The organism is Brucella tritici, from assembly GCF_008932295.1.
Lineage (GTDB): Bacteria > Pseudomonadota > Alphaproteobacteria > Rhizobiales > Rhizobiaceae > Brucella > Brucella tritici.
In genome coordinates this window covers 238,206-254,354 of sequence record NZ_WBWA01000003.1, presented here as the reverse complement: position 1 = coordinate 254,354, position 16,149 = coordinate 238,206, and the positions used below count along the sequence as shown (strand labels likewise).

The window sequence follows — 16,149 nt, the reverse complement described above, 5'->3', positions numbered from 1 at the left end:
TAAACGAAAGGGAATTGCCGTGGGTGACAGTTCGAAGACAGCTAACAAAAAGAAAGACAAAAAAGACGAGGCAAAATCAAGCGACAAGCCAATCAAGCTGAAAATTGGAGGTGAGGCGCGGTCGTTTGACATAAACGATCCGAAGCTGCCGAAATGGATCGATGACAACGCATTGCAATCAGGCGGATACCCCTATCCCTCCAAGATGAAGTCGGACGAATATGAAGAAACGCTGGAGCGGCTTCAGATTGAACTCGTCAAACTGCAATATTGGCTTCAAGACACGGGCGGACGCGTCATCAGCGTTTTCGAGGGCCGGGACGCCGCTGGCAAGGGCGGCACCATTTTTACAATCCGCGAGTTCATGAATCCCAGAACCGCACGCAATGTCGCCTTGCCGAAGCCAACCGAAACTGAACAGGGGCAATGGTACTTCCAGCGTTATGTCGCGCATTTTCCAACAGCCGGTGAGTTCGTTACCTTCGACCGCTCATGGTACAACCGTGCTGGCGTGGAACGGGTGATGGGTTTCTGCACTCCGACGCAGCTTGAAACGTTCCTGACCGAAACACCAGATTTCGAGCGCATGATCGTTACGGATGGCATCCACCTTTTCAAATTCTGGCTGGATATCGGTCAGGAAATGCAGCTCAAGCGCTTTCACGAGCGTCGCCATAGCTTGCTCAAGAACTGGAAATTCTCACCGATGGATGTGGCAGGCATTTCCCGCTGGAATGATTATTCCGACGCCTTGCACACTATGCTCGAGAGGACCGATACGGGCTACTCACCCTGGACGATCATTCGCTCCAATGACAAGAGGCGCGCCAGACTGGCTGCAATCCGGCGCATCCTTTTGACATTGCCCTATGAAGGCCGAGACCTACAGGCAATCGGGGCCGAGGATCAATCGATCATCGGGCGTGGTTCTACATTTCTCACCTCGTCATTCCCGGAAATGTAAAACAAACTTGGCTGGTGCGGCGTCTTTTCCCACAGATGAGGCACACGCACCAGCTGCCATAGTGCGCGCCAGGCCGAGATCGAAATCAACACCCAGTATATCGGGATTGAGAACAGGTATGCATAACCTCCCAACTCCGTTGGCTCCATCGTTCTCGCGCCCAGAAGATAAAAGCTCAGATAAGCCAGCAATATGTTCGTCACATCGATCCCCAACAACCAGATACCATGTGTCGTTAGGGGGCCGAACAACATGCTGGTCAGCAAGATTGCGAACATGGCCAGCATGAGCGGGTGTAGAAGCGCCGAACTGATTATGCCTAATGTGTAGATCTGATTGACGGAAAATCTGAACCAGCCGAGCTCGCGCCAAGTGTTATGCGGCTGGCGTCCGTGAACGAGCCATGTCTGCATCCAGCCTTTGAGCCAGCGTGTTCGCTGCTTGCGCCAGACATCATAGTTCACGGGTGCATCCTCAATAGTTCCACGCGTGATGACGCCAATGCGATAGCCAAATCGAGCGAGCCGCACACCGAGATCGGCGTCTTCCGTGACATTATAGGCATCCCAGCCGCCAACTTGTTCCAGGCAAGATCGGCGGAAATGATTGGATGTACCGCCGAGCGGAATGACAAGCCCACGAGACGCAAGCCACGGCAAGAGCCCGCGGAAAAGTGCGGCATATTCAAAGGCAAACATTCGCGTCAGCAAATTATGACGGAAATTTCCGATAATGAGGGGCGCCTGCACACAGGCCAGCTTGTCGCCCTCCGCCTGAAAAGTCTGCCACGCCTCAAGCAACTGATCGGGGTGCGGACGATCCTCCGCATCGAAGACCGCAACAATCTCGCCGCGCGCAAACTGCAATGCGTAATTGAGCGCCTTTGGCTTCGTCTTTGGGCCACCGGACGGCACCAGGACCAATTCAAAATTTAATGGAAGCTGCTCACGACGTATCGCCGATATTGTATCGAAGTCGTCCTTTTCGCAGACAAGCTTGATGTCGAGTTTACTGGCTGGCCAGTTCAATCGCTTCAGGCTCGAGATGAGCTGACCAACCACGTCCTGCTCGCGATAGAGTGGAACCAGAACAGAATAGTTCGGTAAATCGCGTGGCTTGGATTTCCTGATCTCAAGGAACTTCAATCGTTGCCCGGCAACAGCCGCGAACAAACGGATCATCACGCAACCGAAGAAGAATACCGACAGCGCAACGTGGAGCACCAGAAGAGTGATCCCCGGCCAATTGTACATGCAGGCGAAGACCGCATAGAGTGCCATGGCAATGATAAATGCCTGCGGCGTATCCAGAACGCGTGCAGCCGAAAGTGACTGCGGCGTCATTTCATGGGCCCTTGCTATCAGATCCTTCTGATGTCGTTGCCGCATGATCTGTTTCAAAAGTGTCGGCGTGCAGATACGTATCCGGTTCTTCAACTGCGGTGACGCAAGAATATGATCTCGAAGCGTTCTGATACGGCTTTCCGATGGCGCAATGTAGAGGTAGCTACCTCCGTCTGCACCGAGCACTATAACCTGCCCGACCTCAACGAAAGCCGACGGTTTCTCTTCGCCCGAAACGAAAATGCGAGACGGTAAGGCCTCGTTTGTGAATTCCAGTCCGAGAAGATCGGCAATAGCTTCATAAATGATGGGTTCTGCGACGGCACCTCGCTGAACCAATTCCACGCAATAAGATGTTCCATGGTGAGTGGCCGTACTATAGGCCGCCAACAACGCATCTCTAGACACGCCACATTGTTCCAATCTGGCTGATATGGCACTGCATATCTCCAGATCGAATGCAATCGATCCGCTACTCATAGCACCCCCGCACTAATGAATACTCATATGTTATGCTTTATTAATTTACTTATATATTATTTACCGCCAGTTTTATTAAATGATTATTGCGGTAAAATTACAATCGGAAGGTATTATACTGCAAAAGAATTGCAACCTTTATTTTCATTGAACCTTCGTTGAATATTGCTCGTCGCTCAATTTTTCAGTTAACGCGAAATTATAGGGAAACGGAGCAAAATCGGGCCATGAAATCCTATCTTCCAAGACTGCTGATCGCGCTGGTATTTGCATGTGGCGTTCATGGTGCTCAGGCTTCAGACAGACAGCCGGAAGCTCCCTCCTTTATCAACCAGAAGGAGCGCCTGCCATTGCCGTCCCTGCAAGCGCTCAACCGTCTGAGATTCATTACAACCGTCGACTTCCCCCCGTTCAACATGCTGGGCGATCAGGGCCAACTTGCAGGCTATAATGTCGACCTTGCCAAAGCCCTTTGCCGTCAACTGGGTGTCGACGATATCTGTCAGATTGAAGCTGTCCCCTGGAATGAACTTGAAGAACGACTGCTTAGCGGACAGGCAGAAGCCATCATAGCCGGGTGGAAGCCAACCGAAATGAACCGGGGGCAGTTCGTCTATTCGCGGTCCTATATGCGACTGCCTGCGCGATTTGCGACGACCAATGCAAATGCCTTCAACGATGATCCAGTTTTAGCCACGAAGGGCAAGACCGTTGGCGTGGTCGCAGGCACGGCTCATGAGCAATTGCTGAAAAGCTATTTTCCTCAAGCTCTGGCCAAGCCTTATGCGGATGCTTCACTCATGCTCGCTGACCTCAAGAGCGGCAAGGTTGGCGCTGTTTTCCACGACGGCATGTCACTTTCCATGTGGTTGAACAGCCCAGAAGGTTATGCATGCTGCTCCTTCGCAGCTGGCCCCTACCTTGCGCCACAATATCTTGGTTCTGGTCTTAGCATTGCAGTTGCTCAGAAAAACGCTCCCCTTGTCAGTGCCTTTAACAATGCCCTCCAGGCATTGCAGCAGAAAGGCACGCTGACTGAGCTCTACCTGCGCTATTTTCCCAACAGCTTTTATTGAGCCGAGTATCAGTCAAATTTGGCCGGTAAAATCAGGCCACCCATCGCGTGCCATTTTGACGCAGAGAAGACTCACCACTAAGCGAGTTTTCAGATATTTTTGAAACTTCGGATATATCGATACTTACAGTACAAAAGTAAAATTATTTTCTATCAAATATATAAGCACAAATTAAGGTCCAAAGATCGGCATATTCACGTGTTCCTCAGCGTGAATTGGGCCACTTCTAACATAAAAACATCAATAAATACATCTATTTATTTTGACTTGAACATATCGCCTTCTCATCAATAATCAAATTGAGGGAGAAGGAGGATTTATACAATGTTCGATGGTGTACCTGCTCAATGGCACAAGGCTCCGGAGCAAACAAAGCGCTCGCCCAATGAGGCTGCCTACGTGTTTCTCGGCATCATGCTTGCGGCACTCAGCGTACCGGCAACGTTTCTAGGCTGGGCAATCGTTCAGAGTATCGCATCGCTGTTCTAGAGCATTTCCAGCCTTGCCGAGGAGTGCAAGCATAGGCTGATGCAAAAAGCCCCGCCTTTCGGCGGGGCTTTTGTTTGGCTCTAGAAACTGGCTAGATCTGGTTGTCAGCTGGTCCATTCGGACCAGTTGTTTCATTCACATCTTCATCCTCCGGTTTCTTCGGAGGCTTGCGCGCTATCAGGCTGTAGAACATCGGAATGAAGAACGTAGCGATAAACGTTGCTGCCAACATGCCGCCGATAACGCCCGTACCGATCGAGTGACGGCTTGCCGAACCGGCACCCGTGCTGATTGCGAGCGGCACCACGCCAAGAATGAAGGCCAGCGAGGTCATCACAATCGGACGGAAGCGCAAACGAGCTGCCGACGCTGCCGCCTCGATAGCGGACTTGCCCGTCTCTCGTTCAAGCACCGCGAATTCCACAATCAGAATCGCGTTCTTCGCCGCCAGACCTATGAGTGTCACCAGACCAATCTGGAAATACACGTCATTGGTCAACCCGCGCAGATCGGTCGCCAACAGCGCACCGAAGATAGCAAAAGGTACCGCGGTGATGACGGCGAGCGGCAGGCTCCAGCGTTCATACTGTGCAGCAAGGATCAGGAACACCATGACAAGACCAAAGATCATGGCCTGTGTGCCGGTGCCGCTGGTGGTCACTTCCTGATAGGCCGAGCCGGTCCATGCGATCTGATAGCCTTGCGGAAGAACTTCCGCCGCCACTTCCTGCATTGCCTTGATCGCGTCACCAGAGGTGAAACCCGGTGCCGGATTACCGGTAATCTTCGCTGCGTTGAAGGCATTGAAGCGTTCCAGCTGATCGGGGCCGACAATACGCTTGACGGTCACAAGGGCATCAAGCGGGATCATGCTGCCAGAATTGGCTCGCACGAAGACATGCTTGAGATCGCTTGGATCGCGACGGAACTCGGCTTCCGACTGCAGGTTGACCTGATAGTTGCGGCCAAACAGCGTAAAGTCGTTGACGTAGAGGCTGCCGAACGTCGCCTGCATTGCAGTGAATACGGAGTTGATCGGCACACCCATAGCCTTCGCCTTTTCGCGATCAAGCTGGATGTCATACTGGGGAACGTTCGGATCAAACGTCGTACGAACGCCCTGCAACTCCGGCCGCTTGGCCGCAGCTTCGGTAATGAGCTTGGTCGCACGTGTCAGCGATTCCACACCACCGCCTGTACGATCCTGAACATAGAGTTCAAAACCGCCGGTCGTGCTGAGGCCCATGATCGGAGGTGGGTTGAACGCCAGAACAAGCCCGTCCTTGATGCCCGAATTCATCGCCATGATCGCGCCGGGAAGATTGCGTGCATCAGTCTCAGGTGTCGTACGCTCTTTCCAGTCTTTGAGCATGATGAACATCGTGCCCGCACTGGTTTTCAGACCGCCCGACAGAAGGTCGAAACCGGATACCGCAAAGACGCTTTCCACAGCCGGGCTTTTCCGGATATTCGCGCTTGCCTGATCCAGAACCGCCGTTGTGCGCTCCAGAGAGGCCGCAGGAGGAAGTACCGCAACACTGAACAGGAACCCCTGATCCTCGTCAGGCAACAGCGATCCCGGCACCCTCTCGAAAAGATAGTAGGTAGCGCCAAGAAGGCCTGCAAAAATGATCAGACCGATTGCGGCGCGCTTCAAAAAGAAGCGAACGCCACGAGAATAGCCGTCTGTCACCCGCTCGAAGAAGCGGTTGAAGATGCGGAACGGCAGCATTGGCTCGTGATGGCCAGGCTTCAGGATCAGTGCGCAGAGCGCCGGTGTCAGTGTCAGAGCCACAAGACCGGACAACGTCACCGAAATCGCGATGGTGACGGCGAATTGCTTGTACATTTCGCCGACAAGACCGCCCATGAAGGCCACTGGAATAAACACGGCGCAAAGCACGAGAACAATCGCGACAACCGGTCCTGTCACTTCGCCCATTGCCTTGATGGCGGCCTTGCGTGGCGACAGTTTCTCGGTCGTCATGATACGTTCGACGTTTTCCAGAACCACAATGGCGTCATCGACCACGATACCGATTGCCAACACCAGGCCGAAAAGCGTCAGGAGGTTGATGGAGAAGCCAAGCACATACATGCCCGCGAAAGTACCAATGATCGAGATCGGCACTGCGATGATGGGAATAAGTGTCGCCCGCCAGTTCTGCAGGAAGATGAAAACCACCAGCACGACGAGAATGATCGCCTCGATGAAGGTGTGAACCACTTCCTCGATGGAAACCTTGATGAACTTTGTCGTATCAAAGGGGATCGAGTAGTCGATACCAGCCGGGAAGCTCGCCTTCAGCTCATTCATACGGTTCTGAATGAGTTCCATCGTATTGAGCGCGTTCGCACCCGGCTGCAGATAGATTGCAATCGGGACAGCAGACGTGCCGTTAAGATTACTGTCGACGAGATAACTTTCCGTGCCGAGCTCGACGCGCGCGACATCCTTGAGACGCAACGTTGCGGCGTTGGAGCTGGAACGCAGGATGATGTTCTCGAAAGCCGCAGCATCCGGCAAACGCCCTTGCGTGGTCGCCGTATAGGTGAACGGACCAGCTTGCGGGTCAGGCTGGTCACCGAAGCGGCCTGCTGCAAACTGCGCATTCTGCTCCTGAATGGCCGTCGAGACATCGCTTGGGGTCAGATTATACTGCGCCAGCTTGTCTGGACGCAGCCAGATACGCATCGAATAATCGATATTGCCAAGTAGCTGCACATCGCCAACACCCTGCAAACGCTTGAGGTCATCGACCACGTTTAGAAGCGCGTAGTTACCGACATAGGTGCGGTCATACCGATCGCTGTCGGAGAACATGGCGACCATGCCGAGAATCGTGGTGGAACGCTTGTCCACCGTGACACCGAGACGCTGAACTTCCTGCGGAAGCGACGAGGTCGCACGCTGCACGCGGTTGTTGACGTTGATGGTGGCCTGATCCGGGTCAGTGCCCAGAGCGAAGGTCACGGTCAACTGCATCGTACCGCTACCAAGGCTCGAGGACTGCATATAAAGCATGTTCTCGACGCCGTTGATCTGCTGTTCCAATGGCGCAGCAACAGTCTGCGCCACCGTTTCGGCACTTGCGCCGGGATAGGTTGCACTGACGACGACCTGTGGCGGCGTCAATTCAGGGTACTGCGCAATCGGCAGGATCCGGATACAGATCAGGCCAGCCAGCACGAGCACAATGGAGATGACCGCCGCGAAAACGGGGCGGTCGACGAAGAATCTATTCATTGCTTGCCTGCCGCCTGTTCTTTGCCAGCATCAGCACCAGCCTTATCGGGCGATGTCTGATTGCTTGCTTCAGTAGCTGCGTCGACCGGATTCACGGGCTTACCCGGAGCTGCCTTGATAAGGCCCTCGGTAATAACCCGATCGCCTGCGCTGAGACCTTCGGAAACCAGCCATGCGTCGCTCAGTTCACGAGCAACCGTGATTGGCCGCACTTCGACAATGTTGTCCTTGTTGACGACATATACAAACTGCGTTTGCGGGCCCTGAAGCAATGCAGCCTTCGGGATCGTGATAGCGTTCTTGACCTGAATGCCGAGAATCACTGCGCGGACGAACTGACCAGGGATCAGGCGACGATTCGGATTCTCTACGACCGCACGAGCGCCGAGCGTGCCCGTTTCGGTATCGAGCGACGACGAGGTGAAGTCGATCGTACCTTCATGATCGTAAGCCTGTCCGTCGCCGAACAGGACCTTGATCTTGAGGCGATCCGCGTCTTCACCCGTTGCACCGCGTTCAGCACGCAAACGGTCGATTTCTGCTGCTTCCGTATCTGTGAAGGAGAAATTCACATAAACCGGATCAAGCTGCATGATCGAGGTCAGGAGACTGGAAGATGCGTCTGTCCCGATAAGGCTGCCTTCGTTCACCTGCTCAAGGCTGGTGATACCGCTGATGGGCGCGGTGACCTTGGTATAGCTCAGATTGAGTTCTGCTGTGCGAAGCTGTGCTTTAGCTGCGGCAACCGACGCCTTGTTCAGGTCGCGCGTTGCGAAAGCGGAATCACGCACGGCGGTGCTCTGCACCTTCTGCTGGACGAGTTGTTCAGCGCGTTCAGCATCGCGAATGGATTGCTGATACTGCGCTTCAGCCTGCGCCACCTGTGCCTGAGCCTTTTCAAGCTCGGCCTCATAAGGCGCCGGGTCTATTTCGAACAACACGTCGCCTGCTTTGACTTCCGTCCCTTCGACGAAATTGCGGTGAAGCAATATTCCACCCACGCGCGCGCGCACCTGGACATCGCGATAGGCGCTGATGCGCGCCGCATATTCGTAGGTAACAGGTACGTCATGCGGCTTGACCACAGTGACGGATACCTGTGGCGGAGGCGGTGTTGCACCCCCCGGTGCTTGCGCCAGAACGGGTTGCCCCGCAAAGACGAGAAATGCGGCCCCTGCCGCAAAAAGCCGAATAGAACGGTTCATGGTCATGATGGGAGTGCCCTTGCTGTCGCGCGGTGCTGCCAATTTAACATACACAAGTGTTTGTAAACACGAACTACCGTGTTATAGTCAATCACCTAATATTACAGATCACGAATGAGTTATCCAGATTCACTGGCAAATTGGGCCATTAGTCTGCATCCATCCGAGAGAAATCATGCGAAGAACGAAAGCCGAGGCAGCCGAAACCCGGGAAGCCATTCTGGTGGCCGCCGAGCAGGTTTTCCTCGAGCGCGGTGTCAACCAATCTACACTGATGGAAATCGCCTGTCATGCCGGTGTGACACGGGGAGCGATTTATTTCCACTTTCACGACAAGCTTGAAATTGTCCGCACAATCATAGGCAGCGTCCGGTTTCCACAAGAAGAAATCATGTTGCAGGCAGCGGCTGTCGATCACCCCAATCCAATGCATGTTCTGGAACAATCGATTATCCAGGCGCTGCAACTTTTCTCCAACGATGAGCGGCAGCAGAACATTTTCATCATCATCAACCAGCGATGCGAGTTCGTTGGCGAAATAGCCCCGCTCGAAGAGCGTCTCAGAGAAGCACGATCCAATGTCCTCTCATTGTTTGCAGGATTGCTCGACGTGGCTGCCAGACGTGGGGAGCTTTCAAAAGAATGGACTGCTGACACGGCAGCGCCGATCCTGCTTTCCATGTTGAGCGGTCTCCTCAATGAATGGTTGCGGGGTGACAGGAACTACGATCTGGTAACCTATGGCGGCAAAGCAATCTCCATACTTATTCGGTCCCTGAGAAATCAGGCGCCTGAAGTGCACCAAACGGATTGACCGACACAATTGTGATATGGCTCGGCTAGTGTGGTGGCTTTGAATCCGAAATTCGTACACAACCTCACTCCCGCGTGAGACGAATTTCGGATTCGCCACACTAGCGAAGCTGCTATTTTTCCCCGATGCTAAGTTTCAACCTATTGTGATTGTTAAACTTAAAAATTGGGGAAGACGCTCGACTCTTTTTTAATTTACGCTTACGTCAATGTAACTCTTGCGAAGAGAGTAAAACTCGACCACATTTATGATTGAGGAGGCTGTCCGCGGGCGGGCGGCTTGGGAGACGGCGGGCGCGCAGGCGACCCTACTTAGGACGGAGCAATCCGGGGAGAAGAAATGGCAAAAAAAACGACTGGGCAAAGTGCATCCGTAGTTGAACCCGTCGCGGCAGATACAGCCGATAAAAGTGCGTCTCTGCGGGAAAAGATCTGGTTGAAGTCATACCCGGCGGGCGTTCCGCATGAGATTGATCTCAGCAAGACGTCCTCCATTAGCGATATGATTCTGGCTTCCTGCCGACAGTTCCCCGGTAACCCCGCCTTCACCTGCATGGGGAAGGACCTCTCTTTCAAGGAGTTGGACGAGCACTCACGCGCACTCGCAGCGTTTCTCCAATCGCGTGGTCTCGTCAAAGGTGATCGCGTCGCAGTGATGATGCCAAACATCCTGCATTATCCAATTGCGTTTACGGCTATTCTCCGCGCCGGTTTCGTGGTGGTGAACGTCAATCCGCTTTATACGCCACGCGAACTGGAACACCAGTTGAACGATTCAGGTGCCAAGGCATTGATTGTTCTGGAAAACTTCGCGTCGACGGTGGAAAAGACCCTCAACTCCGTCAATGTTCCCAATATTATTGTCGCGTCGATGGGCGACATGCATGGCTTGAAGGGCCACATCATCAATCTGGTCGTGCGCCGCGTAAAGAAAATGGTGCCGGTGTGGAACATTCCGGGACATATCCGTTTCAAGGATGCATTGGCTCAAGGCCGTGCCCAGTCCTTCAACCCCATTCCGGTTCAAGGTTCTGACCTTGCCTTCCTGCAATATACAGGCGGCACGACAGGCATCTCGAAAGGCGCCATGCTGACCCATAGCAATATTCTTGCGAATGTGGAGCAGATGCATGTCTGGATGGAGGTTGCATTCCGGAACAAGGGCAAGCCCAAGGCGCTGAATTTCGTGTGCGCCCTACCGCTTTATCATATTTTCGCGCTTACAGTGAATGCGATGATCGGCATCAAGCTCGGCGCGCGAAATATCCTCATTCCCAATCCGCGCGATATTGCTGGCTTCGTCAAGGAGCTGAAGAAATACCCGTTCCATATCTTTCCGGGCCTCAACACCCTGTTCAATGGCCTCATGAATAATCCAGATTTCCAGACCCTGGATTTCAAACCTCTTATTCTCACTCTCGGCGGCGGAATGGCTGTGCAACGTCCTGTTGCCGAACGCTGGCAGAAAATGACCGGTTGTCACATCACGGAAGGATATGGCCTTTCGGAAACCTCGCCCGTCGCCTGCGCCAACGCGCTCGATGCAACCGAGTTCTCCGGAACCATCGGCCTGCCCATGCCATCGACCGATGTGGCAATCCGTGACGATGACGGAAATGACCTGGCACTCGGTGAGGTCGGGGAAATCTGCGTGCGCGGTCCGCAGGTGATGAAGGGATATTGGGAACGCCCTGATGAAACCAAGCGCGCGATCATGCCCGATGGTTTCTTCCGCACGGGCGACATGGGCTTCATGGACGAACGCGGCTACACCAAGATCGTTGACCGCAAGAAGGACATGATCCTGGTTTCCGGCTTCAATGTCTATCCAAACGAAATCGAAGAAGTTGCCGCCGGTCATCCAGGCATTGTGGAGACCGCGGCTGTCGGCATACCGAACGAGCATTCGGGCGAAGTCGTGAAGTTGTTCGTTGTCCGCAGTGACCTCAACCTGACCGAAAACGAGGTTAAAGCCTATTGTGCCGAACGTCTCACCAACTACAAACGCCCGCGCGAAGTGGAATTCCGCGAAAGCCTGCCAAAGAGCAATGTTGGCAAGATTTTGCGCCGCGAACTTCGCGACTGAGAACGTTGAAATTCAGAAACAAATGCGGCCGGACATTTCATCCGGCCGCATTTGTTTCAGAGTGAATCATGCAGAGGGCGGTGCCAGAGGCTGAACGATTTCCTGAAAAGGTGCTAGCGCTTCGCATCGAGCCGCCAGACCAGCCAATGCCGGATATTTCTGTTCATTAAAGAGATTGGGATGGGCCTCGCGCAGAAAGCGAAGCGCGCAAGCCGCCGCGATATCGGCATGCCCAATATCGTCTCCAAACCAGTACGATGATTTCCGTTCTGCAAGATCACTTTCCAGAACATCCAGCACCCGCGCGATCTGCGTCTCGCACCGCTCAACCCAAACGTTTGATTTTTCGCTTCGCAGCAAACCTTCATAGAGGAGGCTTACGGCCTTATCGGCAAGACCGGTCGAAAGCGCGCATATCTTCAATGTCTGACGGCGTTCGGCACCTTTTGGCGCGATCAACGGAGGCTTGCCGACTGCGATCTCATCGAGATAGTCGAGTATCGCCGCGCTTTCGATCACGACGTCGCCATCATCCAGCACAAGCGTCGGCACACGGCTCAGCGGATTAAACTCCGCAAGCCTGTCACGGTCACCAAATGTCGACCATGGTTTATGTTCGAATGGCAGGCCGTAGAGCCGCATGGCGATAGCGACACGCCGCACAAAAGGGGAATCATACTGGCCGATCAGGATCATGGACATAGCTCGGGAACGTTAAACGTCCCGCCATGCTACTCCACCCCAATCACACCGCAAGAGCATCGAAGATGAATTGTCCTGATGCTTCCATTCAATTCTCTGAATGGAAGCCCGCACTCATCTCTTCAGCAGTTCAGGCAGTCCAGCCACGCTGTCCAACACCACATCCGCATGAGGCTCCAGCGCCTCACGAGGAGAATTGCCCGATAGAACACCGACTGCAAGCCCTGCCCCGGCAGCATGGGCTGTTTCCAGATCATGCAGATTGTCCCCGACCATGGCGATCTCGTCCGGTGCCAATCCCAGCTTTTCTGCAAAATAGAGCAGCGGATCGGGATACGGTTTTGGGCGCGCCGCCGTGTTGTAGCCGATCACGACATCGAAGAGCCCATGGATACCCAGAGCTTTGGCGGTGGCATGCGCACCAGCTTCGGAATCATTGGTAGCAATGCCTAGCCGGAAGCCCATTGTGCGAAGCACTTCCAACGTTTCGCGAACAGCTTCAATAGCAACCGCTGAGCGCGCACCTTCGGTGACGCAATAAGCATCATATTCTTCGACAAGCTTGCGCAACTGCTCCGACGCAATATCTGGATGCCAGAGCGAAACGATATCTTCGACTGTACCGGCGGCGATAACCGAATTGGCCCGGAAACGCTCGGTCAGCCAGTCATACCCCCCCGCGTCGAGCAATGCGCGAGCCCTTATCTCGTCACCTTTTGCAGCGCGCTGCGCAAGCTGCCACGAGATTGAAAACCAGGTACGGTCGAAATCGATCAATGTGCCGTCCTTGTCGAACAGGACGGCACGGATCGACTTTATACGCTCGGCGGAAGGCTTGTCGCTCATGCTTCCAACGCACCGGCACGTTTCTTGACAACAGAAGGCTTCGCGCCAAGCAGTTTGAGAAGATCATCCCCACGACGAACATAGCGCAGCGAGCGACGGGTCAGGATGCGCCCGTCCTGCGGGGCAGTCAGCGTGATGTCGCCCTCTGGTTCACCCGGCTTCGTAACCACTGTAACCAGCTTCATGCCCGCCTTTACTTCATCGCCCGGCGCTACATGGAACAACACCATGCCGCCTTCCGGTGCGCGCAGCATCTCGACATGCGAAAGCGGTGTAACAAGACCCTTATATTCCGTCTCAAGCTTCACATTGTCGTCGCGGACAACACCCCGATGCACGAGGAATTTGTACAGGCCTTCGGCGTCGCCTTTGCCCATATCGGCATAAACATCACTCAAACCGCGGAATTCAACGGTCGTAACAGCCCGGCGCTTCATGTTGCGCTTGTCCGCCGGCAACTTCAGGACAGGATGGGCACAAGCTTCTTCAAAAGCTGCATCAGCAGTCGTGTCCCATGCGAGGATTGCTGTCGAGTTCAACGCGATAGCCAGATCCTTCATATCCTCGGCAAACTCTTCCGCGATATAAACGTAATTTTCGCTCTCGTCGTCGCAATGCAGGTCGAGCACGATGTCATTTGGCAGAGCCAGCTTCAAAAGCGTCGCCTTCAAGCGCTGTGCCAGCGAAATCGGCGCATCCGGCTCAGGCAGTTCAGAGGTGTCAAAATCCGGCAGCAGCGGGAAAGAGCGATTGAAATTGGTCAGCGAAAACGTCTCGAAACGACCGAGATGCTGATGTGCCTGCCACTGATTGGAGCCGATCGGGTTGGCTTGCGGAACAACGGTGATATTGCCAAGAATGCGCCCTTCATCGGCGGCCTTCTTCAACATCGGAACCAGGAAATGAAGAGCCGCCTGCCCCGGAAGTTCTGCACCGTGAAGCGAAGATTGCAAATAGGCGGAAGGCGCATCGCTGTCCTTGCCTGCAAAGCGCAGCACGCGCAACTCGATGGCATTTCCCGGTACATCGCCGGCAAATTTTACGATCTCGGTTTTCATTTCATTTCCCATTTTATTTCTCATGAAGAGAGCCGGGTTACGAACCCGGCTCTCCTTTATTTCTAGCTGTGCAGAGAATGCCGTCAAGCTTTCCTTCGCGCGTGCAGATGCGCGACAAGCCCTTGTGTGGATGCGTCGCGACCGTCGCTCGCTTCCTCGCCCGAAACCACCGGCAGAAGTTCGGTGGCAAGTTCCTTGCCAAGTTCGACGCCCCATTGATCGAAAGCATTGATGCCGAAAATCTGTGCTTCGACGAACACGCGGTGTTCATACAGCGCTACCAGACGTCCGAGAGCGAACGGATCGAGCTTGTCATGAACCAGCGTCAACGAAGGACGGTTGCCCGAGAAAACGCGATGCGGCGCAATGCGTTCGACTTCGCTTTCCGGAAGGTTCTTCGCTTTCAACTGCGCCCGCGCTTCATCAAGGGTACGCCCCTTCATCAAGGCCTCGGACTGTGCAAGGCAATTCGCCAGCAGCATTTCATGCTGATGGTCGAGGTGCTTTTCATGGCCCTTTGCCGCAACGATGAATTCGAGCGGAATGGTGTCGGTGCCCTGATGCAGAAGCTGGAAGAAAGCGTGCTGGCCGTTCGTACCAGGCTCACCCCATACAACCGGGCCGGTGGGACCGGAAACCGGCTTGCCATCGACCGTGACGCTCTTGCCATTCGATTCCATATCCAGCTGCTGCAGATAGGCAGGGAGACGGGCAAGACGCTGGTCGTAGGGAATGATCGCCCGGCTGCCATAGCCACAGATCGCACGATGCCAGTACCCGATAAGGCCCAGCCAAACGGCTAAGTTCTTTTCCAGCGGAGCATCTCGGAAATGCACATCCATCGAATGCGCACCTGCCAGAAACTTGCGGAAATCCTCCGGCCCAATCGCAATCATCACGGGCAGGCCGATAGCCGACCATACGGAATAACGTCCGCCAACCCAGTCCCAGAAACCGAAGACCCGGTCTTCAGCAATGCCGAAGGCAGCGACCTTGTCCAGTGCGGTTGAGACAGCGGCGAAATGGGCGCCCACAGCCGCTTCTCCAAGCGCTTCCGCCACCCATTTGCGCGCAGTCTGCGCGTTGGTCATTGTTTCGATGGTCGTGAACGTCTTGGAAGCAATGATGACAAGCGTTGTTGCTGGATCGAGGATGCCAAGCGTATCTGCAATGTGCGCGCCGTCGATATTGGAGACAAAATGCGCACGAGGGCCATCATGATATGGTGAAAGAGCCAGAGTTGCCATGACAGGTCCGAGGTCGGACCCGCCAATGCCAATATTGACTATATCGGTGATCTTCTTTCCGGTCGCTCCCTTGATGGCACCCGACCGAATACCGTCCGCAAATGCAGCCATACGGTCGAGCACTTCCTTCACGTCAGGCAGAACATTGTGCCCGTCAACGAGCACTTCCTTCGAGGAAGTATCGCGCAGCGCGACATGGAGAACGGCACGGTCCTCCGTGTTGTTGATGTGCTCACCCGCAAACATCGCCGCACGACGGCCTTCAACATCGGCAGCAACAGCCAGTTCCTTGAGGAGACCGATCGTTTCGTCGTTGACCCGGCATTTTGACCAATCGAACAGAAGGTCATCCAGGGATAGCGAATACCGCTCGAACCGGCCCGGGTCTGATTTGAACGCCGCGCGCATATCGTGCGGGGCCGAATCTGCCCAGTGCTTTTTAAGCTTTGCGACCGTTGCTTCAAGCTTCGTCGCGTCTCTTGCCATGATGCTACTCCCGAATCAAATCGATTTAATTGCGGACATTAAGCGCTTTAGAGAAGATTTGCGGCAAATAAATTACCGAACTTCCAATTTGGACAGAGTGTCATATA

The 16,149-nt window shown here is 54.2% G+C and carries 12 protein-coding genes; 5 read left to right on the top strand and 7 right to left on the bottom strand.

Features of this window, described 5'->3' with window-relative positions; all coding sequences use genetic code 11:
* Window positions 1-19 precede the first annotated feature (19 nt).
* Window positions 20-964, top strand: a complete 945-nt coding sequence (gene ppk2, locus F9K91_RS05370) for a polyphosphate kinase 2 (RefSeq protein WP_061344975.1) — start codon at window positions 20-22, stop codon at window positions 962-964.
* On the opposite strand, the gene F9K91_RS05365 is transcribed toward ppk2, so the two are convergent.
* Complete coding sequence (locus F9K91_RS05365) at window positions 907-2,787, bottom strand: glycosyltransferase family 2 protein (RefSeq protein WP_167522180.1); 1,881 nt, start codon at window positions 2,785-2,787, stop codon at window positions 907-909. The two genes, ppk2 and F9K91_RS05365, sit on opposite strands and share 58 nt — an antisense overlap.
* 227 nt (window positions 2,788-3,014) lie before the next feature.
* Between F9K91_RS05365 and F9K91_RS05360 the strand changes: the two genes are divergently transcribed.
* Entirely contained in the window at window positions 3,015-3,863 is an 849-nt protein-coding gene (locus F9K91_RS05360; RefSeq protein ID WP_151677373.1) for a transporter substrate-binding domain-containing protein, read from the top strand.
* A 324-nt stretch (window positions 3,864-4,187) separates the two neighbouring features.
* Window positions 4,188-4,352 carry a hypothetical protein gene (locus F9K91_RS25915; RefSeq protein ID WP_167522179.1) on the top strand — a complete coding sequence of 55 codons (165 nt, stop codon included), beginning with the start codon at window positions 4,188-4,190 and terminating at the stop codon, window positions 4,350-4,352.
* 91 nt (window positions 4,353-4,443) lie between these two features.
* On the opposite strand, the gene bepE is transcribed toward F9K91_RS25915, so the two are convergent.
* On the bottom strand, window positions 4,444-7,599 hold the full coding sequence (gene bepE, locus F9K91_RS05355; RefSeq protein ID WP_061344972.1) for a multidrug efflux RND transporter permease subunit BepE: 3,156 nt from the start codon (window positions 7,597-7,599) through the stop codon (window positions 4,444-4,446).
* Window positions 7,596-8,810, bottom strand: a complete 1,215-nt coding sequence (locus F9K91_RS05350) for an efflux RND transporter periplasmic adaptor subunit (protein ID WP_151554373.1) — start codon at window positions 8,808-8,810, stop codon at window positions 7,596-7,598. The genes bepE and F9K91_RS05350 overlap by 4 nt, the downstream gene beginning before the upstream one ends.
* Before the next feature lie 169 nt (window positions 8,811-8,979).
* Here F9K91_RS05350 and F9K91_RS05345 point away from each other — a divergent pair, with 169 nt between their 5' ends.
* On the top strand, window positions 8,980-9,618 hold the full coding sequence (locus F9K91_RS05345; RefSeq protein WP_151554374.1) for a TetR family transcriptional regulator: 639 nt from the start codon (window positions 8,980-8,982) through the stop codon (window positions 9,616-9,618).
* 339 nt (window positions 9,619-9,957) lie between these two features.
* Window positions 9,958-11,703 (top strand): long-chain fatty acid--CoA ligase, encoded by a 1,746-nt coding sequence (locus F9K91_RS05340; protein ID WP_151677372.1) that lies wholly within the window; start codon window positions 9,958-9,960, stop codon window positions 11,701-11,703.
* Window positions 11,704-11,769: 66 nt separating this feature from the next.
* On the opposite strand, the gene F9K91_RS05335 is transcribed toward F9K91_RS05340, so the two are convergent.
* The 4 genes from F9K91_RS05335 to pgi form a co-directional block, all read right to left on the bottom strand.
* Window positions 11,770-12,399, bottom strand: coding sequence for a glutathione S-transferase family protein (locus F9K91_RS05335; protein ID WP_167522178.1), 630 nt, complete (start codon window positions 12,397-12,399; stop codon window positions 11,770-11,772).
* A 120-nt stretch (window positions 12,400-12,519) separates the two neighbouring features.
* Window positions 12,520-13,251 (bottom strand): HAD family hydrolase, encoded by a 732-nt coding sequence (locus F9K91_RS05330; RefSeq protein ID WP_151554377.1) that lies wholly within the window; start codon window positions 13,249-13,251, stop codon window positions 12,520-12,522.
* A complete protein-coding gene (locus F9K91_RS05325; RefSeq protein WP_151677371.1) occupies window positions 13,248-14,309 on the bottom strand; it encodes a succinylglutamate desuccinylase/aspartoacylase family protein in 1,062 nt (353 codons plus the stop codon). Before F9K91_RS05325 ends, F9K91_RS05330 begins: the two co-directional genes overlap by 4 nt.
* Window positions 14,310-14,392: 83 nt before the next feature.
* Window positions 14,393-16,042, bottom strand: a complete 1,650-nt coding sequence (gene pgi / locus F9K91_RS05320; protein ID WP_151677370.1) for a glucose-6-phosphate isomerase — start codon at window positions 16,040-16,042, stop codon at window positions 14,393-14,395.
* Window positions 16,043-16,149: the final 107 nt, after the last annotated feature.

Bases quoted from the DNA above. Each gene is read 5' to 3' on its own strand.
- F9K91_RS05325 (WP_151677371.1), bottom strand. From the start codon at position 14,309: ATGAAAACCGAGATCGTAAAATTTGCCGGCGATGTACCGGGAAATGCC.
- F9K91_RS05335 (WP_167522178.1), bottom strand. From the start codon at position 12,399: ATGATCCTGATCGGCCAGTATGATTCCCCTTTTGTGCGGCGTGTCGCT.
- F9K91_RS05345 (WP_151554374.1), top strand. From the start codon at position 8,980: ATGCGAAGAACGAAAGCCGAGGCAGCCGAAACCCGGGAAGCCATTCTG.
- F9K91_RS05360 (WP_151677373.1), top strand. From the start codon at position 3,015: ATGAAATCCTATCTTCCAAGACTGCTGATCGCGCTGGTATTTGCATGT.
- F9K91_RS05330 (WP_151554377.1), bottom strand. From the start codon at position 13,251: ATGAGCGACAAGCCTTCCGCCGAGCGTATAAAGTCGATCCGTGCCGTC.
- F9K91_RS25915 (WP_167522179.1), top strand. From the start codon at position 4,188: ATGTTCGATGGTGTACCTGCTCAATGGCACAAGGCTCCGGAGCAAACA.
- bepE (WP_061344972.1), bottom strand. From the start codon at position 7,599: ATGAATAGATTCTTCGTCGACCGCCCCGTTTTCGCGGCGGTCATCTCC.
- F9K91_RS05340 (WP_151677372.1), top strand. From the start codon at position 9,958: ATGGCAAAAAAAACGACTGGGCAAAGTGCATCCGTAGTTGAACCCGTC.
- pgi (WP_151677370.1), bottom strand. From the start codon at position 16,042: ATGGCAAGAGACGCGACGAAGCTTGAAGCAACGGTCGCAAAGCTTAAA.
- F9K91_RS05350 (WP_151554373.1), bottom strand. From the start codon at position 8,810: ATGACCATGAACCGTTCTATTCGGCTTTTTGCGGCAGGGGCCGCATTT.
- F9K91_RS05365 (WP_167522180.1), bottom strand. From the start codon at position 2,787: ATGAGTAGCGGATCGATTGCATTCGATCTGGAGATATGCAGTGCCATA.